This is a genomic window from Aurantibacter crassamenti (genome assembly GCF_016811105.1).
Taxonomy (GTDB): Bacteria; Bacteroidota; Bacteroidia; order Flavobacteriales; family Flavobacteriaceae; genus Aurantibacter_A; species Aurantibacter_A crassamenti.
In genome coordinates this window covers 1,752,135-1,771,085 of sequence record NZ_JAFBGM010000001.1, presented here as the reverse complement: position 1 = coordinate 1,771,085, position 18,951 = coordinate 1,752,135, and the positions used below count along the sequence as shown (strand labels likewise).

Genomic DNA, 18,951 nt, shown 5'->3' with positions numbered 1-18,951 from the left:
TGTACCAATTTGAAATTATTAGTATGATTCACTTCTTTAATTTTCCAACAAACACTAACCCAAATACTGCTTAGCATTAGCTAGAGCTTCATCAAGTCCGGCAGGGTTTTTACCACCCGCAGTTGCAAAGAATGGTTGACCACCGCCCCCACCTTGAATAAACTTACCAAGTTCTCTAACAATTGTGCCAGCGTTCAAATCTTTTGATGAGACCAGCTCTTTAGAAATATAGCAAGACAGAAGTGCTTTTCCATTTTGCTCTGTTCCGAATAAAAGGAATAAATTATCTTTATTTTGCCCCATTTCAAAACACAAATCTTTGATACTACCAGCATCTAAATCAATTTTCTTAGCCAAAAATTGAACGCCATTTATCGCCTCAAGTTCATTGGCTAATTCTCCTTTTAAGTTTTTTGCTTTATCTTTTAAAAACTGCTCCACTTCTTTTTTAAGTTTCGCGTTTTCATCTTGTAAAGCCTGAACTGCTTTTACTGGATCCTGTGAATTACTCAGTAAATCTTTAATATCAAAGAGCGTTCTGTTGTTTTCAAAATAAAAGTCTTTAACCGCATCAAAAGTTATCGCTTCTATTCTTCTTATTCCTGCCGCAACAGCTCCTTCAGATTTAATTTTAAAATGCCATATATCTCCTGTGTTTTTCACATGAGTACCACCGCATAGTTCTATCGATTGCCCGAACCGTACCGTTCTTACAGTATCACCATATTTTTCACCAAACAATGCCATGGCACCAGCTGCCATAGCTTCATCTACAGGAACATTTCGTTTCTCCTCGAAAGCTAATTGTCCGTCAATTCGAGAGTTCACAAAATTCTCAACGTCTCGTAATTCTTCAACAGTTAATTTTGAAAAATGTGAAAAATCAAATCGTAAATATTTTGAATGAACTGCAGAACCTTTCTGCTCAACGTGTGTACCTAATATTTCACGAAGTGCTTGATGTAATAAATGTGTAGCTGTATGATTCGCTTCTGTACGTTGTCGTTGTTTTTTGTCAACTACCGCATTGAATGTTTCACTCAAATGCTTCGGTAAATTCTTTACAAAATGAATAATTTCATTATTCTCTTTTTTGGTATCAACTATATAAACTACATCACCATTTGGCACTTCTAGATAGCCTTTGTCACCAACTTGACCGCCACCTTCAGCATAAAATGGAGTAAGATTAAAAACGAGTTGATACTGTTCACCCTCCTTTTTAGAGGTTACTTTTCTGTATTTAACCAGTTTAACCTTTGCGTTCAAAACATCATAACCAACAAACTCTTGTTCTACATCATCCGACAAAACTGTCCAATCTTCTTTTGAAATCTCCGAAGCACTTCTAGAGCGATTTTTTTGCTCTTGCATAGCTACTTCAAAGCCTTTTTCATCCAAAGAGAATCCTTTTTCCCCTAAAATAAGAGCCGTCAAATCTATAGGAAAACCGTACGTATCATATAATTCAAAAGCTTTTCTACCATCAATTTGCTTTTCTTTAGCCTGTGAAATAACAGAATTCAGCAAAACCAACCCTTGATCTAAAGTATTTAAAAATGAATGTTCTTCTTCTTTAATTACATTTTCGATTAATTGTTGTTGCACTTTTAATTCGGTGAAGTTTTCACCCATTTGATCAACCAACACTTTGGTCAAACGATATATAAAAGGTTCTTTGGTGTTTAAAAAAGTAAAGCCATAGCGAATTGCACGTCGTAAAATTCTTCTTATAACATAGCCTGCACCCGTATTGCTTGGTAATTGACCGTCGGCAATCGAAAATGCAACGGCTCTAATATGATCGGCAATAACACGAATGGCTATATCATTCTCTTCTGTGTTACCATATTTAGAATTTGTAATGGTTTCAATTTCACGTATAATTGGCTTAAAAACATCAGTATCATAATTAGACTGTACGTTTTGCATCACCATGCACAAACGTTCAAAACCCATACCGGTATCAACATGTTTTGCAGGTAAATTTTCTAAACTACCATCGGCTTTACGATTGTATTGCATGAAGACTAGATTCCAGATCTCAACGACCAATGGATGATCTTGATTAACTAAAGAGGCACCAGATACCTTCTCTTTTTCTTCAGCTGATCGTATATCAACATGAATTTCAGAACAAGGTCCACATGGCCCTTGATCACCCATTTCCCAGAAATTATCCTTTTTATTTCCTAAAATGATTCGGTCTTCGGGTACAATTGATTTCCAAAGCTCAAAAGCTTCGTCATCCTTTGCTAGCTTATCAGCATCTGTACTTCCTTCAAATATTGATACATACAGACTTTTTTCATCTATTTTGCAAACATCAGTTAAGAATTCCCAAGCCCATTTAATTGCTTCTTCCTTAAAATAATCACCAAAACTCCAATTGCCCAACATTTCGAACATGGTGTGGTGATAAGTATCTTTACCAACCTCTTCTAAATCATTGTGTTTACCACTTACACGTAAGCATTTTTGGGTATCAGCAATTCGACTATTCATCGAAACTGTATTTCCGAGAAAAAATTCTTTAAATTGATTCATTCCCGCATTGGTGAACATTAAAGTTGGATCATCTTTAATAACCATTGGGGCTGAAGCAACTATCTTATGTTCTTTGCTTTTGAAAAATTTTATAAATTCTGCACGTATATCTTTGGAAGTCATAGAAATTGCTAACGTTTTGCAAATTTTAACAATTTGTACAAAACAATTTTTATATTTGTTTGTTCTGTAAAAAAACAGTTGCGCAAAAATAGGATAAAATCCATTTATGTCTAAGGTAAAGTATTATTACGATCCCGATACACTATCATACCGTAAGATAGAAGCTCAAAAATCAAAACGGTATCGCAATATTGCTTTCTTTTTTCTTGGCTCTCTTTTCTTCGGAATTCTTTCAGTCATCTTACTGATGAATACCAATTTGATTAATACTCCCCGTGAACTTTCGTTACGGCGTGAGGTTAAAAACTACGAATTACAATTTGAATTGCTCGATAAAAAAATGGAGCAAATTGAAGAGGTACTAGCCAATGTTGAAGATCGTGACAACAATATTTACAGACTTTATTTTGAAGCAAATCCGATTCCGGAAGAACAAAGACATGCTGGTTTTGGAGGTATTAATAGATATCGATCTTTAGAAGGATTTAATAATTCTGAAATGATTATTTCTACAACACGTAGATTAGACATTATTAAAAAACAAATTGCAATTCAATCAAAATCTTTAGATGAAATTACAAAACTTGCTGAAGAGAAAGAGAAATTGCTAATGGCCATACCCGCCATACAACCAATAAACAATGAAGACTTAAAGCGGATGGCATCTGGTTATGGATGGCGCTCTGACCCATTTACAAAGGCACGTAAAATGCACCGTGGAATGGACTTCTCAGCACCAAGAGGCACTCCTGTATACGCTACTGGTGATGGCAAAGTTACCCGTGCAGATAATGGCTCTTCAGGTTATGGCAATCACATTCGTATTGATCATGGTTATGGTTACCTTACACTCTATGGCCATTTGAGTAAATACAACGTTAAAAAAGGTCAAAAGGTTAAACGTGGCGATCTCATAGGTTTTGTAGGTAACACAGGGCGCTCAGAAGCACCCCACCTGCATTATGAGGTATGGAAAGATAAAGACCGCCTTAACCCAATTAATTTCTACTACGGCAGTTTATCAGCTCAAGAATTTGAAAACATGTTGAAGTTTGCTAACCAAGAAAATCAATCGCTCGACTAATGCAAATAGATTTACCAGAAAAAAGATATTACGGAATTGGCGAAGTAGCAAAGGCTTTTGATGTCAACACCTCATTAATTCGTTTCTGGGAAAAAGAATTCGATGCCTTAAAGCCAAAGAAAAACGCTAAGGGCAACCGCAAATTCACACCTGAAGACATTAAAAACCTTAAACTAATTTACCATTTGGTTAAGGAAAGAGGGTTTACATTAGAGGGTGCGAAAACCCACCTAAAAGAGAATCGTCAGAAGTCATTAAATAATTTTGACATTATTGATAAGCTTGAAAAAGTAAAAGCTGAACTTATCAAAATAAAAGAACAATTGTAATTTTTTCTAATTACAAATTCTTTTTTTACCTCGTTGTTGTAACAAACAACACCCTACTGCGGACTAACTATCATTAACTATATAATCATATTCTTAAATAAACACTATCATGAAAAAAGGATTAATTGCAATTATAATTATTGGCGTCATAGCTTTTGGACTATTTCAATGGGGCGTAAACTTTAACAACAGCGCCATTGGACTTAAAGAAACATCAACAAAAACATGGGCAAATGTAGAAAGTTCATATCAGCGAAGAAACGATCTTATTGGTAATTTGGTTAAAACAGTACAAGGAGCGGCAGATTTTGAACGTGGCACTTTAACCGATGTTATTGAAGCAAGAGCGAAGGCCACATCGGTATCAATTGACCCAACTAATATAACCCCAGAACAATTAGCACAATTTAATCAAGCGCAGAGTGGTTTAAGCGGTGCACTTAGCAAATTATTGGTTACGGTTGAGCGCTACCCAGATTTAAAATCTAACCAAAATTTTCTAGAACTACAATCACAATTAGAAGGCACCGAAAACAGAATTAATGTTGCTCGTGATCGCTTCAATGCTACCGTAGAACCGTATAACTTACTAATCAAAAAATTCCCGAATTCAATTTTAGCAGGTTTTTTAAATTTTGATGAACTCGCTTATTTTAAAGCTGAGGCTGGCTCGGAAGACGCTCCGGATGTAGATTTTGATTTCAAATAAAATAATATGTCAAGAGTTGAGGATTTTTTAACTGCCCAAGGGGAGCAAGAGATTGTAGCGGCTATTCTTGAGGCTGAAAAAAACACCTCAGGAGAGATACGCGTGCATATTGAGGCTCATACGAGACTTAACCATGATGAACGTGCTAAAGAAGTCTTCCATCTTCTAAAAATGGATAACACCAAAGAAGAAAATGGTGTACTCATTTACATTGCTGTTAACGATAAGAAATTTGTCATTTATGGCGACCGAGGCATTGATAAGGTGGTACCCGTAGACTTTTGGGAATCGACTAAAAATACAATACAAGAACAATTTGTATTAGGCAATTTCAAACAAGGTATTATTGACGGAATTTTGCGTGCAGGCAAAGAGCTTAACACCCATTTTCCATGGCATACATTAGACACAAATGAATTGAGCAATGATATATCAAAAGGTTAGTTTATTGCTCTTATTCATGTGCTGCTTAGTAGGGCATGCGCAGTTTGAAATTCCTGAAAAACCTTCAGAACAAACAAGTGTATATGACTATGTGAATTTATTACCCGATCAACAGAAAAATGCCCTTGAGCAGAAGTTGATACGTTATTCTGATAGTACCTCAACACAAATTGTTATTGCAATTATTAAATCTACCGAAGGGGAAGAAATTAACTATTTAGGCGCCAACTGGTTAACTGAATGGGGCATTGGCCAAAAAGGAAAAGACAATGGAATTCTAATTATTCTCGCTAGAGATGATCGAAAAATTGGAATTAATACCGGTTATGGCGTTGAAGGATCCCTTACAGACGCCATGAGCAGACGAATTATTCAAAATGTAGTGATACCACATTTTAAACAAAATAATTACTACGGAGGGCTTAATGATGGTGCAGACGCCATTTTTCAAGTACTTAACGGCGAATTTAAAGAAGAACGCACTTTTGATAAGCAGCAAGGTTTTCCATTAGATTCATTAATACCCTTTATCATATTTTTCGTCATTCTCATTATTCTATCACGCAGAAAAAATAAAGGTGGTGGTAAAAATGGAGGTAAACGCTCTGGTGGCCTAGACCTTTGGGATATAATTATTCTCAGTAATATGGGCAGAAGTGGCCATTCTGGTGGAGGATTTGGCGGCGGCGGAAGTTTCGGTGGCGGAGGCGGATTTGGTGGTGGTTTCGGTGGCGGAATGGGCGGCGGCGGCGGCGCTTCTGGTGGCTGGTAATTCATATTTACCGCCAACAAAAAAAGTAATTACACTCTTTATTCCCGAAAACCTTTTCTTATCTATTTCTTTCGCATGTATATTGTTACAGGAACACCTGAAAAATCAAAATTCTCACGTAATTTATTTTCTAAGAAACGCTTATAAGGGTCACGTACATACTGTGGTAAATTGCAAAAGAAAGCAAACTGCGGATAGTGTGTTGGCAACTGCGTGATGTACTTTATTTTAACGTATTTATCTTTATAAGCAGGTGGTGGCGTATTCGCTATAATTGGCAGCATAACATCATTCAAATCACGCGTTTTAATCTTTTTAGATCTATTCTTATAGACTTCAACCGCTGTTTCTATCGCCTTATAAATACGTTGTTTGTTTAAAACAGAAACAAAAATAATTGGCACATCCACAAAAGGCTCCATTGCCTTTTTAATTCGCTCAGTATATTGTTTTATAGTATTGGTTTGCTTGTCTTCAACTAAATCCCACTTATTCACCAAAATAACAATTCCCTTATTGTTTCGCTGTGCCAGCCAAAAAATATTTTCAACCTGACCATCAAAACCTCTGGTTGCATCAAAAAGTAATATACAAACATCTGAATGTTCAATAGCACGTACTGAACGCATCACAGAATAAAATTCTAAGTCTTCTTTAACCTTAGATTTTCTACGAATACCTGCCGTATCAACTAGATTAAATTCAAAACCAAAACGATTATATTTTGTATCAATACTATCTCTTGTTGTACCAGCAACATCAGTTACAATATATCTATCTTGACCAATTAAAGCATTTATAAAAGAGGATTTGCCAGCATTTGGTCTACCAACTACGGCGAATCTAGGTAAGTCAATTACTTCTTTTTCCTTTTCAGGCAAAACCTTTACTAAATCATCAAGCAACTCACCAGTACCACTACCGTTAATACTAGATAAAGTATAATACTCACCTAACCCTAATGAATAGAATTCAACAGCATCAGCTTCCCGATTGGCGTTATCTACTTTATTAATTACTAAAAAAATGGGTTTTTTTACGCGACGAAGTAATTTTGAAACATCTTCATCCATACCAGTTACACCGGTAGCAACATCGACCATAAAAATAATTGCATCGGCCTCGTCAATGGCAAGTTCTACTTGCTTATCAATTTCCGATTCAAAAACATCTTCACTGCCAATAACATAACCGCCGGTATCAATGAGTGAAAATTCTACACCGTTCCAATCACTTTTCCCATAGTGGCGGTCACGTGTAACTCCACTTACGGCATCAACAATGGCTTCTCTTCGTTGAATTAAACGATTAAAGAAAGTAGATTTTCCAACATTAGGTCTTCCAACAATAGCAACAATAGCACTCATTATGGTAAATTAAGCCACAAAGGTAGTGCTAATCGCTTTAATAGTAAATAGCCTATTTATCCTAAAAAGCAATGATACTAATTAAATTGAAGTTTGAATCTCGTTTTTATGAATTACAACTAATTCTGACTTTGCATCCTTTCCTTTAGAAAGATAGGGGTCACCAATAGCTCTTTCACGAATTACTTGTGAAGGAGAACCATAAGCCATAACAAAGCTTTTAACGTTATTAACAACTAAAGATCCTGCGCCTATTACGGTGTGCTCACCAATATGAATACCTTCAATTATATTCGCTCCGAGACATATTGCAGAAAATTCTCCTAACCTAACATGACCACCTGTTGATGCACGTGGTGCTAAACTAGAATAATCACCTATTTCACTATCATGATCCAAAGATGAATTTGTATTAAGAATACAAAAATTACCAATATTAGCATTTGAATTTACAATTGCGCCTGGCATTACAATGGTACCTAGACCGATTTTCACATCACGACCGATAACAGCATTTGGATGTACTGAAGAAATATAACGGAACTTGGGAACTATTTTAGAAATCTTATCGACAACTTTTTTTCTCGTCCAATTATCACCTATAGCAATAATACCTTCTGAAAAATTAAATTTATCCATCAGATATGGCAACTCTTCTTCACTGCCTAACACCTCATAACCAATGGCTAATCGGCATTTTTCTTTATACGTATCTATGAAGCCAATAACATTATATTTAGCTTCATTCTCGATGATATCCAGAACCACATTTCCATGGCCGGACGCACCGATAATTACAATATTTTTCATTCTCGTGGGGGATTTGGGGTTTCCACTTTCAATTACTCAAATGTAGGAATTATTAAAGGGGTAATAGATTAAATGCAGCTTTATTCGATGAAGTACAAAAATCTTATGACTTCTTTAACATGCACCAGAACACAGTAACACCAAACTTTATTGTTATCCTTTTTTGTAGCCAAATCGTTTTAATTGACGCTCATTGCTGCGCCAATTTTTATTCACCTTCACATAGAGTTCTAAATGCACTTGTTTACCAAAAAATTTCTCCAAATCTTTACGAGATTCAACCCCTACCCTCTTTAATGCTGTGCCCTTATGACCGATAATAATTCCTTTTTGAGAATCTCTCTCAACCATAATCACCGCACGCATGCGAATAATATCTTCATCCTCAAAAAACTCTTCAGTATCAATTTCTACAGCGTACGGAATTTCTTTTTTATAATGGATTAATATTTTCTCTCGGATGGTTTCGTTTACGAAAAAACGCTCTGGCTTATCTGTAATTTGATCCTTTGGATAATAGGCCGGCCCAACCGGTAACAATTCAATAATACGCTCAAAAACTTCTTTTACATTGAATTTCTGTAATGCAGAAATAGGATGCACCTCAACTTCTGGAAGCAATTCTTGCCAATACACAACCTGTGCTTCTAACACTTCTTGATCTGAAATATCAATCTTATTAAGTAACAATAATACAGGTGTTTTACTACTTCTTATTTTCTCAAAAAACTTTTCATCCTTTAAAGACTTCTCCCCTATCTCAACTATATATAAGATTACATCTGCATCTTCAAAAGCAGACTTCACAAAATCCATCATACTAGATTGCAACTCGTATGCTGGTTTGATAATTCCTGGCGTATCAGAAAGTACTACTTGAAAATCATCACCATTAACAATACCTAAAATACGATGACGCGTAGTTTGCGCCTTTGAGGTAATGATTGATAATTTCTCACCTACAAAAGCATTCATTAAGGTTGACTTACCAACATTGGGATTACCAATAATATTTACAAATCCTGATTTATGCTCTTTCATTACGGAGATTTTTAAAATACAACTTAGCTGCCTTATTAACTTTAGGAGCCAACAAAAGTACTGCTATCATATTTGGTATCACCATTAAGGCATATGACAAATCAATTAAGTTTTTTACCAAATCTAAAGATGCAACTGCAGCGAATACAATCATAACAACAAAATAGACATTGTAATACTTACCAATTTTAGCATTGGTTAAAAAAGACAAACTTTTTACACCATAGTACGAATACGTAAATAATGTAGAAAGTGCAAAGGCCGTCACAATCAACATCAATAAATCATCACCATAACCGAAAAGTGTTCTTTCAAAAGCAGTCAAGGTCATAACAATACCACTTTCATCTTCAAGATATGCACCACTTAAAATAATAACCACTGCTGTAAACGTACACACCAATATAGTATCAATAAAAGGCCCAAGCATTGCTACCAAACCTTCTTTAATAGGATTATCTGTTTTTGATTGTCCATGATACATTGGAGCGCTACCCAAACCAGCTTCATTTGAAAACATTGCTCTTCGCACACCAATAATTACGAGCCCCCAAAAACCACCTGTTACAATAGTTTTAAAATTCCATGCTTCAGTAAAAATCAATTTTAAAGCAGGCATTATTTGTGAAGCATTCATTGCCATTACTACTATTACGGCAATCAAGTAAACAGCTACCATAAATGGCACAACAGCCGAAGCTACTTTGGCAATTTTTTTAAGTCCGCCGAAAATCACAAATGAGGTAACAATTGCGAGTACGATACCTATAGTCAATTTCCAACTCGTTTCTTCCATCTCAAAAATGGTATTTGACGGCTCAATCACACTCATGAATGTTTCAGTAAACTGATTGGCAGTAAATACCCCTAAAAAACCAAACAGACCACAAACAGCAAAAAATATTGCGAGCGGTTTTGCTTTTGGCCCTAATCCTTTTGTAATATAAAACATAGGGCCACCTTGTAGATTACCTTCAGAATCTTTACCTCTGAACATTATAGACAGACTACAAGAATAAAATTTAATTGCCATGCCTATTAATGCGGTAACCCAAATCCAAAAAACAACACCAGGGCCACCATCATGAATAGCAATTGCAACACCAGAAATATTACCAAGCCCAACCGTAGCAGCAACTGCTGCAGAAAGCGCTTGAAACGAACTTACCTCACCCTTTGCATCTTTATCATCATATTTACCTGCGGTAATTGCAATTGCATGACCGAAATAACGATAGGGTAGAAATTTTGAATATAAGACCAAAAAAAGCCCTCCACCAATTAAAAGGATGAACATTGGCCATTCTGTAAATGGTATTAATTTTGCTAAGATATCATTGATTGCTTCCAAGGGCTCTGTATAAAAGCCGAAGTTATACATTTTAGAGGCTTTGAAAAACGTACGGATCAAAAAATATTCTTTCAGCAAATTTTGAAATAACTAAAAAACGGTTGTATATTTGTCGCCCGTTACGAATTGTAGCGCACCTTTATCTCGTCAGCTTAATGGCCTGAAGTTTTTAAAACAAGTGAGATAAAAACCCATATCGCGGGGTAGAGCAGTAGGTAGCTCGTCGGGCTCATAACCCGAAGGTCGCTGGTTCGAGTCCAGTCCCCGCTACTAGATAAATGAAGCCTTTCAAGCAATTGAGAGGCTTTTTTTATGTCTTTGATATACTACTCTTATATTATTTCTACAAGCAACATTTCCTTAATTACACTAACAATAGCATTGACCTTTGTACTGGTTCACCCATTAATCAGACAATTGTTGGTTAATTAACTAACTCATGTTTTCAAGGATATTACGTTCAATATACCGCAAACCAATTACAACTGTTCTTTAAAAATGTGTCCGTTCGATTAAATGAATAACTCTATCGCACAAGTAGTTTTGAAATCTTCACAACACAGGTTAACTTTAATACGAACCCTTAAAAAATGCGTTATGAAAAAAATTTTGATACCCACGGATTTTTCAGAAAATGCTTTCAATGCTCTTGAATATGCAACTAAGTTATATACGCATGAAGCATGCATTTTTTATTTAATGAATGTATATACCCCGCCGGTATATCAATCAGAATATTTAATGGACAGTGCTATGCAGTTTGAATCGTACAATTTTACACAAAGAACTGAATCTCTAAATAAGCTGATTGCGGTGCAAGAACAAATTGAAAATATATCCCAAAACCCAAAGCACAAATTCATGACCCATTCGGCGTTCAATACTTTGGTCGAAGAAATTCTTGAAATAGAAAAAAAAGAAGATATCAATATAATTATTATGGGCACTCAAGGAGCAACAGGGGCAGAAGAAATTTTATTTGGATCAAATACTGTTCATGTTATCAAAAAATCTAAATGCCCTGTTATTGCAGTACCAGCCAAGTATACCTTTGAAGCTCCGAAAGAAATACTATTCCCAACAGACTATGAGGCGGATTACCAAAATAGTCGATTGGATGAAATAATATATCTAGCTAAGAATTTTGATTCGAAATTGAACATTTTACACGTGGCATCAGGTCTGGATTTAACAACAGCACAAAAAGATAAGAAAGTGTTGCTTGAAAAACGCGTGGGCAAAAACACACACCAATTCTACAACTTTGCTGATATGGAAATCATAACAGCCATCAATGAATTTCAGTCGAAACATAAAACACAATTATTAACCATGATTAGAAACAAACACACATTTTTTGAACGCTTGTTCGTCGAACCTATCATCAAAAAAATTGCGTTTCATGTAAAAATTCCATTTATGGTTATTCCACATTGCAAGTAAATACCTAATCATTTAAATATAGTTATGTACAACACTAAAGAGATTCGCTGGTTTAGTTCACGGCCGAGTTCGTTTATTATGGATTGGTTTAACAAACAAGGACTAACCTTTGACTCAGTCAATCAGCGAAATGATATATATCTAAATATAAAAAACGAAAGTGTTGGCATTAAGTTACGCGACGGCCATTTAGAAATTAAACATCGTATAGGCAAACCCACAACAGTAAAGCTTACGAATACTATTAAAGGGCATTTTAAAGAATGGAACAAATGGCGCATTAAAGCTGATGAAACGGATTCTGTTTTTAGTGAGCTGGCAGTTAAAAATCATCAGGAATGGATTGCTAAAAAAAAGGAACGTATCGGCCTTAAGCTGTACAGTGACAAAGGCAGCTTAAAAACAACTTCGATTGATTGGCAAGGTGATTTTGGATGTCAGATAGAATATTCCCGAATCCATATAAAAGATAAAACGTGGTATACTTTTGGACTAGAATGGTTCGGCCATGAGTTTTTGAACCTTGATTCTACATTAATTTCTGAAATAACCGGAGAAACTAACTTTCGTCTGAGGCAATCAATGGGATATCCGACATTTTTAAGTCTCAAAAAAATTACATAAAAAAAGGGAACGTACCCCTACGCTCCCTTAATTATTCCACATCTGTGGAATAAAATTTAACCAACTTATTAACCTACTTATGATATCAAAAATATACTAATGAATACGTGTTTTTTAATGCAATAAAACTAAATTTTGACACTATCGAAATTCAAATTTTATCTTATACAATAGAAAACACAAAAATGGAAAGACATCGACTAACTCATAACACTTTATTTTCTACGTCAATGATTTAATCAATTCAGTTAAGAATTTTTTCATTTCGTTCATAGATTAGAAAATTATAAAACTTCATGCAAACCATTATAAAATATAATAACATGAAAACAATGAAAGATTTATTCGAACATCAATTAAAAGATTTATATAGCGTAGAAACACAGTTAGTTAAAGCTTTACCCGTAATGGTTAAAAAGGGCAATGACAGCGAATTAAAACAAACCCTTAAAAATCATTTAAAGGAAACTAAACAACATAAAAGCCGCTTAGAAACCATATGCAGAGAACTCAACATTGCACCTAAAGGAGAAACCTGTAAGGCTATGGCCAAGCTAATTAAAAAGACTAACAGGATTATCGCCAAAATAGAAGATGATGAGGTAATGGATGTAGGTCTTATCGCCGAAGCACAACAAATAGAACATTACGAAATATCAGGATACGGAAGTGCTATTCGATACGCCAAAGAACTTGGCTATCGAAATATCGCCAAAAGACTTCAAGAAACTTTGGATGAAGAATACGAATCTGACAACAAGTTAAACAAGTTGGCAGAAGGTCGCTTGAACAAAAAAGCAATATATCTAGCTTAACTTGAGGGAAACAAATTGTAGTAAGGAACTATTCAAAAATAATCTCTAAATGCAAGAATACACACCTTATTATTTTTAAATAAAAAAAGAATATAAAAAAAACTAAAACACAATGAAAAAAATAAATCTAGCAATTTTAGTACTTGTATTGATTGCAAGTTATAGCTGCAAAGAAGTAAAAAAAGAAATCAAGGAAGTTTCAAAAGAATTAGAATTTGAAACAAATGAAGTAGATATTGAGACTATTAACATTTCTATGGAACCTAAAAGCAACAGTGACGTTAAGGGTGAGGTAACCTTTACTGAAGAAAATAATATGGTAAAAATGATAGCAACGTTTTCAGGGCTTAGCGAAGGTGAACATGCTATTCATTTACATGAAAAAGCAGATTGTTCTTCAGCAGATGGAAAATCTTCTGGCGGACATTGGAATCCGACTAAAGAACCACATGGAAAATGGGGTGCTGAAGAAGGGTACCACAAAGGAGATATTGGTAATTTTAAAGCAGATGCCGATGGTAATGCTACCGTAGAATTCTCTTCTGAGCAATGGTGTTTGAGTTGCGAAGATGAAAATAAAAATATTTTAGGTAAGGCAGTTATTATACACCAAGGTCAAGACGACTTCACTTCACAACCCAGCGGTAACGCCGGAGCCCGTATAAGTTGTAGCGCTATTATTAAATAGTAATAAAATAGACCTGTAGAAGATTGCTTATGATGTAACTTTCTACAGGTTTAATTCTCTAAATCAATTTAAATGACCGGCAAAGAGAATGATTTAATAGAATAGGTACTTGATCAGGCGGTCTGGGTATTTCCTTATCTATATTAGAATTGGGTCTTAACGTACTACTGGTTGATAAAAAGGCAGAAAATATTAACTAAAAGTCTAAAAAAAAACTGTGTGCCAAGCAGATTATAAAATACACTTCTAACCCACAGCTGCTAATATCAATAAAATTATTATTCGAAAAAGATTCATTGAAGAAGTAAAACATTGGATGAAAAACTGTTGCGATGGTATTACAATACTTAACTTTTTTATAAAACAAAAATCGCTATAGTATTAGAGGGTTTTCTTATACAATTTTTGAATTGTTTTATATAATTTTTGGATAGAGGACAAAAAAGCATCAAAACAATCGTAAGGCCGCGTATAAGGCAATTATAATATGCCTATAATGCAACTCATTCAATTAAATGGATATATCTTTTAGGCTACCGTTACCTTTTTAAAAGTTGAATGTTATTGCACCAGCTAATATGATACAAGCTAAGCTGGTAAATAAATAATAAAAGCAGATCCCTTACCAAACTCGCTAGTTGCATGAATAAAACCATGGTGGTTATCTACAATTTTCTTGCAGATGGCCAGACCTATTCCAGTACCTGAATATTTAGTTTTTTGGTGAAGTCGCTGAAAAACCTCGAAAATTTTAATGGCGTTCTCATTCGCAAATCCGATTCCATTATCAATGATGGAAATCTTATAATAATGTTTTGAATTTTTTAAAAAAGTCTCAGGAATCTGTTTGTAATGCACCTTTTCAGATTTGAGCACAATTTTGGGAGGTAATTTTGGATCGCGGTATTTAATTGCATTGGTTATAAGATTTGAAAACAGTTGTTCCATTTGAAAAAAAACGCCTTGAATAGTCGGTAATTTCTCAGACACAATTATAGTATTTGTTTCACTAATACTTTCTACATAATCTTCTTGTATTTTATTCAAAATCAGATTCAAATCGACCGTTTCAAAAGCTACATGGCTGCTATCAATTCGAGAATAGGCCAACAGATTTCGTATCAATGATTGCATTCTGGCGGCGGCAGTACATATTTTTTCAAAATACCCCTTTCCTTTCTCTGAGAGCTCACTTTTTTCTACCTCATCAAAACGTGAAATAAACATTTGTATCTTGCGTAATGGCTCTTGAAGATCATGACTAGCTATACGGTTAAATGATTCAAGTTCTTCATTACTTTTCTTTAACTCTAAATTTTTTGCATTTAGAATTTTTTCGGTCTTCACAAGACTTGAAATGTCTTGTACAACACCTAAAGACACCGGACGACCATCTTTTTGTATAGAATGCCCTTTGAGTTGGAGATGTTTAATTGTTCCATCTTTTGAGACTATCCGGTATTGATTTATCTTAGATTTTCCATCTTGTTTGGTTTCTTGTCCTAGAATATTATAAATTTCAATATCATCAGGGTGCACAAATTCTCGATAACTTTCATAGGTAACCTTAAAAGCATTGGGTTCATGACCTAGAATTCGATAGAAATTGTCTGATATAACGGCTTCACCATTATCAAGATACCAAATATAACTTCCTATTTCGGCAACACTTTCTGCATCTTTAAAAATGGTATTCTGTAGTTGCAACTGCTCATTTAAATCTAAAACTTCACCAAATGCTTTTTGTTCTTCGGTTTTGTTGCGAATGACAACCAAAATTCCGTTTTCCAATGGCTTTATTATAGAATCAAACCAGAATTTTTCCTTATTGAGAATCACCTGACGCTCAAATTCAATGGTTTCGTTTTTCTTAAAACTCGCTATCATTTCTTCAAGTTCACCGTTCAGCAATAAAAACGGAAAAACTTTTGAGATTGATTTGCCAACAATTTTTTCAGGATCTAGACCCAAATAATGATGATTGCACTCATTCGCAAAAATGATTTTAAAATCAACAATTTCTCCACCTTCATCATAAATGGGTTCATAATAATTCATGATATTATCGGTACTCTGAATGATATTCTGCAACAAGGCCTCAGAAGATTGGATCTGATTCTTATGTCTACGCAAATTAATGAAGGCAATTGTAAACACTGCCAATGAAAATAAGGCCAAAAACAAGGAAGTAAGTGGTGTGAGAATGGTCTGTTTTCTATAGGCCGACAAACGTTCTTGCAAAAGGGATTCCTTTTTTAATAGCATTTTGGCTTTAATTGAACGCAGACTTCTTAAAAACGAGGCAGCCATTTGAACATCGGTCAATACTGTTGAATCAGAGCCTACTGTTTTTACCTTCCCATGCAGCGCAATTAAAGTATTGTGCAGCTTATCTTTTAAAATGGTAACCGAATCAAGGCTGGCCTGATGTTCTGGCACATCTCTAGTAAGATTGTAAAGGTTCTTTAAGGTTTTGTCGCTATCTAATTTATAATCTATATAAGAATCAGCGAAGGTAGAATCTCTTAAAATCACAGACCGAAATTCAGCTGATTCCATCAAACTATATTGCGAAAAAAGATTATTAATTTCCTTGTCTACCAAAAAAGATTGAGAAACCAAATAAGCAGACTTCTCTAAATTAGAGAGTTGTTTGTAGTTAATACTAGCAATAAAGAGCAAAAGAAAAACTGCTATTACAAGCGCTATTTTATAATGTGCAGTAGAAGTGGTAATGCGGCGTAATATATTGAGTTCCATCTATATCGTTATAAATCAAATGTTGAATACTCGGTTTTCATAATGTTGCCATTAAAATATCATACACAATCACGACTTTAATAATACATCTCAATTAATTATCAATAACGTAAGTGTGATGTTCATAAAGTACTGTACAATTCGCTTGACAGCTTCTGCAATTTACAAAAGGTTTTGAGCTGGTTTAGATAAATATTTAACCCATTTAAATATATTTTCACCGCCTTACTATGAACGATAATCCTAATAACTTATAACATTTCAGAGCGGTTTTTTGCATCAAAATTTCCATGGATAGGGTTAATCATAATAATCTACTATAATTAAATTTAGCGGTATTCAACATCGGCATAACTAGTTGATTTACAATTAAATAAAAATAATTATGATAAAATCTATTAACCCATATAACGGCAAGCTTATAAAAGAATACGAATTACACACACCAAAAGAGGTAAGCCAAAAATTAAAGTCTGCTAGTACATCTTTTGAGCAATGGAAACTTAAACCAATTTCTGAACGGACAAAATTATTAAACACTGTAGGTAATCAGTTGAAACAAAACAAGAACAAATATGCTGCACTGATTACAAATGAAATGGGAAAACCAATTAAGCAAAGTATTGCTGAAATTGAGAAGTGTATTTGGGTTTGCAATTTTTATGCTCACAATGCCGAACAATTTCTTGCAGATGAAATAATTGAAACTGACGCGCAAGAGAGTTTTATAAGTTATGATCCTATCGGATGTGTTTTGGCTATAATGCCTTGGAATTTCCCTTTTTGGCAAGTGATTCGCTTTGCCGCACCCACAGTGACCGCTGGAAATACAATTATTTTAAAGCATGCTGCCAATGTAACCGGATGTGCCCTTGCAATACAAGAATTATTTGAATTGGCAGGTTATCCGCAAGGTTGTTTTCAAAGCATACTTGTAAATCACGAACAGATAGAAACAATTATTGAAAATGACACTATCAAAGCTGTCACCCTCACTGGTAGTGACGCCGCAGGGCGAAAGGTTGCTGCAACTGCTGCCAAAAATCTAAAGAAAACTGTTCTGGAATTAGGTGGCAATAATGCTTGTATTGTATGGGACGATGCCGATTTGGATAAATACATCAATATAATGGTCAATGCTCGCATGCAAAATGCAGGTCAGAGTTGTATTGCTGCTAAAAGGTTTATTGTAATGGATAAAGTTTATGATGCGTTTTTAGAAAAGTATACCAACAGCGTCACATCATTAAAATCTGGCAACCCGGAAAACATGGATACAGATATAGCAACCTTAGCACGAAAAGACCTAGCTGAAAAAGTGAAGGAACAAGTTGAAAAAACGTTACAAAAGGGTGCAAAAGTACATGTAGGCAATTCACGCGATGGGGCTTATTATGAGCCGACCATAATTACTGATGTTAAAGCAGGCATGCCCTTATTCGATGAAGAAGTCTTCGGACCGGTTGCGGCAATTATAAAAGTAAAAACCCGCGAAGAATCATTAAAGGTTGCATCTGATTCTAAATTTGGATTGGGAACAATGTTATTTACTGAAGATATTGACGCCGCTAGAAGGAGTATTGGTAAAATTTCAGATGGAGCATTTTTTATTAACGAATTAGTGAAATCGGATCCAAGATTACCTTTCGGTGGTACAAAAAATTCTGGCTACGGTAGAGAACTATCCAAAGAAGGCATTTTGGAATTTGTAAATAAAAAAACTGTTTATATCAAATAAATAATACGAACAAAATTGTTGACTTATGAAAAAAATAGACGAAAAACAATCAGAAGAAAATATTGAGTTAATCAAAGATGCAAATAACCCGAAACGGAATTATATTTTTCAAAATAATAGCATTACAAAAACCGGCTTTTTTATTATCGTTGCTATTTTAGTTCTAATTATTATAGGCATTGTAATCTCTGGTGTATTTTTTGATTCTTCCATAAAAAACCCTTGATGATTTTATTCGATATGCTACCACTTAAATTAGAAATACAAATCTTGAATTATTATTCAAGTCATTGCACTACTTTGAAT

At 34.7% G+C, this 18,951-nt stretch carries 17 protein-coding genes and 1 tRNA gene; 12 read left to right on the top strand and 6 right to left on the bottom strand.

The features are described 5' to 3' along the window. Nucleotides 1-54: 54 nt before the first annotated feature. Nucleotides 55-2,670, bottom strand: a complete 2,616-nt coding sequence (gene alaS, locus JQC67_RS07135; protein ID WP_203252138.1) for an alanine--tRNA ligase — start codon at nt 2,668-2,670, stop codon at nt 55-57. Between the two features lie 106 nt (nt 2,671-2,776). Between alaS and JQC67_RS07130 the strand changes: the two genes are divergently transcribed. From JQC67_RS07130 to JQC67_RS07110, 5 genes are all read left to right on the top strand, one after another. Beyond that, nucleotides 2,777-3,754, top strand: a complete 978-nt coding sequence (locus JQC67_RS07130; RefSeq protein ID WP_203252137.1) for a M23 family metallopeptidase — start codon at nt 2,777-2,779, stop codon at nt 3,752-3,754. Continuing rightward, nucleotides 3,754-4,083, top strand: a complete 330-nt coding sequence (locus JQC67_RS07125) for a MerR family transcriptional regulator (protein ID WP_203252136.1) — start codon at nt 3,754-3,756, stop codon at nt 4,081-4,083. The genes JQC67_RS07130 and JQC67_RS07125 overlap by 1 nt, the downstream gene beginning before the upstream one ends. A 109-nt stretch (nt 4,084-4,192) precedes the next feature. Beyond that, on the top strand, nt 4,193-4,792 hold the full coding sequence (locus tag JQC67_RS07120) for a LemA family protein (RefSeq protein WP_203252135.1): 600 nt from the start codon (nt 4,193-4,195) through the stop codon (nt 4,790-4,792). A 6-nt stretch (nt 4,793-4,798) separates the two neighbouring features. Continuing rightward, entirely contained in the window at nt 4,799-5,236 is a 438-nt protein-coding gene (locus JQC67_RS07115; RefSeq protein ID WP_203252134.1) for a TPM domain-containing protein, read from the top strand. Continuing rightward, on the top strand, nt 5,217-6,008 hold the full coding sequence (locus tag JQC67_RS07110) for a TPM domain-containing protein (protein WP_203252133.1): 792 nt from the start codon (nt 5,217-5,219) through the stop codon (nt 6,006-6,008). The genes JQC67_RS07115 and JQC67_RS07110 overlap by 20 nt, the downstream gene beginning before the upstream one ends. A gap of 62 nt (nt 6,009-6,070) precedes the next feature. Here the strand turns inward: JQC67_RS07110 and der are convergent, their stop codons facing one another. From der to JQC67_RS07090, 4 genes are all read right to left on the bottom strand, one after another. Further along, nucleotides 6,071-7,375, bottom strand: coding sequence for a ribosome biogenesis GTPase Der (gene der, locus JQC67_RS07105; protein ID WP_203252132.1), 1,305 nt, complete (start codon nt 7,373-7,375; stop codon nt 6,071-6,073). An 81-nt stretch (nt 7,376-7,456) separates the two neighbouring features. Next, nucleotides 7,457-8,185, bottom strand: coding sequence for an acetyltransferase (locus JQC67_RS07100; protein WP_203252131.1), 729 nt, complete (start codon nt 8,183-8,185; stop codon nt 7,457-7,459). A gap of 153 nt (nt 8,186-8,338) precedes the next feature. Continuing rightward, on the bottom strand, nt 8,339-9,226 hold the full coding sequence (gene era, locus JQC67_RS07095; RefSeq protein ID WP_203252130.1) for a GTPase Era: 888 nt from the start codon (nt 9,224-9,226) through the stop codon (nt 8,339-8,341). Further along, nucleotides 9,213-10,607, bottom strand: a complete 1,395-nt coding sequence (locus JQC67_RS07090; protein WP_394369447.1) for an alanine/glycine:cation symporter family protein — start codon at nt 10,605-10,607, stop codon at nt 9,213-9,215. Before JQC67_RS07090 ends, era begins: the two co-directional genes overlap by 14 nt. A 167-nt stretch (nt 10,608-10,774) precedes the next feature. Here JQC67_RS07090 and JQC67_RS07085 point away from each other — a divergent pair. The 5 genes from JQC67_RS07085 (at nt 10,775) to JQC67_RS07065 (ending at nt 14,147) form a co-directional block, all read left to right on the top strand. Next, nucleotides 10,775-10,847, top strand: a tRNA-Met gene (locus JQC67_RS07085). A gap of 327 nt (nt 10,848-11,174) precedes the next feature. Then, complete coding sequence (locus tag JQC67_RS07080) at nt 11,175-12,020, top strand: universal stress protein (RefSeq protein ID WP_203252129.1); 846 nt, start codon at nt 11,175-11,177, stop codon at nt 12,018-12,020. 24 nt (nt 12,021-12,044) lie between these two features. Continuing rightward, complete coding sequence (locus JQC67_RS07075) at nt 12,045-12,644, top strand: hypothetical protein (RefSeq protein ID WP_203252128.1); 600 nt, start codon at nt 12,045-12,047, stop codon at nt 12,642-12,644. A gap of 323 nt (nt 12,645-12,967) precedes the next feature. Beyond that, the gene (locus JQC67_RS07070; RefSeq protein ID WP_203252127.1) at nt 12,968-13,459 is read left to right on the top strand and encodes a YciE/YciF ferroxidase family protein; all 492 of its coding nucleotides are present in this window, start codon (nt 12,968-12,970) and stop codon (nt 13,457-13,459) included. Nucleotides 13,460-13,571: 112 nt separating this feature from the next. Then, the gene (locus JQC67_RS07065; RefSeq protein WP_203252126.1) at nt 13,572-14,147 is read left to right on the top strand and encodes a superoxide dismutase family protein; all 576 of its coding nucleotides are present in this window, start codon (nt 13,572-13,574) and stop codon (nt 14,145-14,147) included. 588 nt (nt 14,148-14,735) lie between these two features. On the opposite strand, the gene JQC67_RS07060 is transcribed toward JQC67_RS07065, so the two are convergent. Continuing rightward, nucleotides 14,736-16,907: an ATP-binding protein gene (locus JQC67_RS07060; RefSeq protein ID WP_203252125.1), complete on the bottom strand. Its 2,172-nt coding sequence runs from the start codon at nt 16,905-16,907 to the stop codon at nt 14,736-14,738. A gap of 385 nt (nt 16,908-17,292) precedes the next feature. On the opposite strand from JQC67_RS07060, the gene JQC67_RS07055 reads away from it, so the two are divergent. Together JQC67_RS07055 and JQC67_RS07050 are read left to right on the top strand one after the other, a co-directional pair. Continuing rightward, nucleotides 17,293-18,645, top strand: coding sequence for an NAD-dependent succinate-semialdehyde dehydrogenase (locus tag JQC67_RS07055; RefSeq protein WP_238934515.1), 1,353 nt, complete (start codon nt 17,293-17,295; stop codon nt 18,643-18,645). A 25-nt stretch (nt 18,646-18,670) separates the two neighbouring features. Then, nucleotides 18,671-18,871, top strand: a complete 201-nt coding sequence (locus JQC67_RS07050; protein ID WP_203252124.1) for a hypothetical protein — start codon at nt 18,671-18,673, stop codon at nt 18,869-18,871. Nucleotides 18,872-18,951: the final 80 nt, after the last annotated feature.

Excerpts from the sequence above, each read along its gene's own strand:
- alaS (WP_203252138.1), bottom strand. The coding sequence starts at position 2,670 with ATGACTTCCAAAGATATACGTGCAGAATTTATAAAATTTTTCAAAAGC.
- JQC67_RS07130 (WP_203252137.1), top strand. The coding sequence starts at position 2,777 with ATGTCTAAGGTAAAGTATTATTACGATCCCGATACACTATCATACCGT.
- JQC67_RS07125 (WP_203252136.1), top strand. The coding sequence starts at position 3,754 with ATGCAAATAGATTTACCAGAAAAAAGATATTACGGAATTGGCGAAGTA.
- JQC67_RS07120 (WP_203252135.1), top strand. The coding sequence starts at position 4,193 with ATGAAAAAAGGATTAATTGCAATTATAATTATTGGCGTCATAGCTTTT.
- JQC67_RS07115 (WP_203252134.1), top strand. The coding sequence starts at position 4,799 with ATGTCAAGAGTTGAGGATTTTTTAACTGCCCAAGGGGAGCAAGAGATT.
- JQC67_RS07110 (WP_203252133.1), top strand. The coding sequence starts at position 5,217 with ATGATATATCAAAAGGTTAGTTTATTGCTCTTATTCATGTGCTGCTTA.
- der (WP_203252132.1), bottom strand. The coding sequence starts at position 7,375 with ATGAGTGCTATTGTTGCTATTGTTGGAAGACCTAATGTTGGAAAATCT.
- JQC67_RS07100 (WP_203252131.1), bottom strand. The coding sequence starts at position 8,185 with ATGAAAAATATTGTAATTATCGGTGCGTCCGGCCATGGAAATGTGGTT.
- era (WP_203252130.1), bottom strand. The coding sequence starts at position 9,226 with ATGAAAGAGCATAAATCAGGATTTGTAAATATTATTGGTAATCCCAAT.
- JQC67_RS07090 (WP_394369447.1), bottom strand. The coding sequence starts at position 10,607 with ATGTATAACTTCGGCTTTTATACAGAGCCCTTGGAAGCAATCAATGAT.
- JQC67_RS07080 (WP_203252129.1), top strand. The coding sequence starts at position 11,175 with ATGAAAAAAATTTTGATACCCACGGATTTTTCAGAAAATGCTTTCAAT.
- JQC67_RS07075 (WP_203252128.1), top strand. The coding sequence starts at position 12,045 with ATGTACAACACTAAAGAGATTCGCTGGTTTAGTTCACGGCCGAGTTCG.
- JQC67_RS07070 (WP_203252127.1), top strand. The coding sequence starts at position 12,968 with ATGAAAACAATGAAAGATTTATTCGAACATCAATTAAAAGATTTATAT.
- JQC67_RS07065 (WP_203252126.1), top strand. The coding sequence starts at position 13,572 with ATGAAAAAAATAAATCTAGCAATTTTAGTACTTGTATTGATTGCAAGT.
- JQC67_RS07060 (WP_203252125.1), bottom strand. The coding sequence starts at position 16,907 with ATGGAACTCAATATATTACGCCGCATTACCACTTCTACTGCACATTAT.
- JQC67_RS07055 (WP_238934515.1), top strand. The coding sequence starts at position 17,293 with ATGATAAAATCTATTAACCCATATAACGGCAAGCTTATAAAAGAATAC.
- JQC67_RS07050 (WP_203252124.1), top strand. The coding sequence starts at position 18,671 with ATGAAAAAAATAGACGAAAAACAATCAGAAGAAAATATTGAGTTAATC.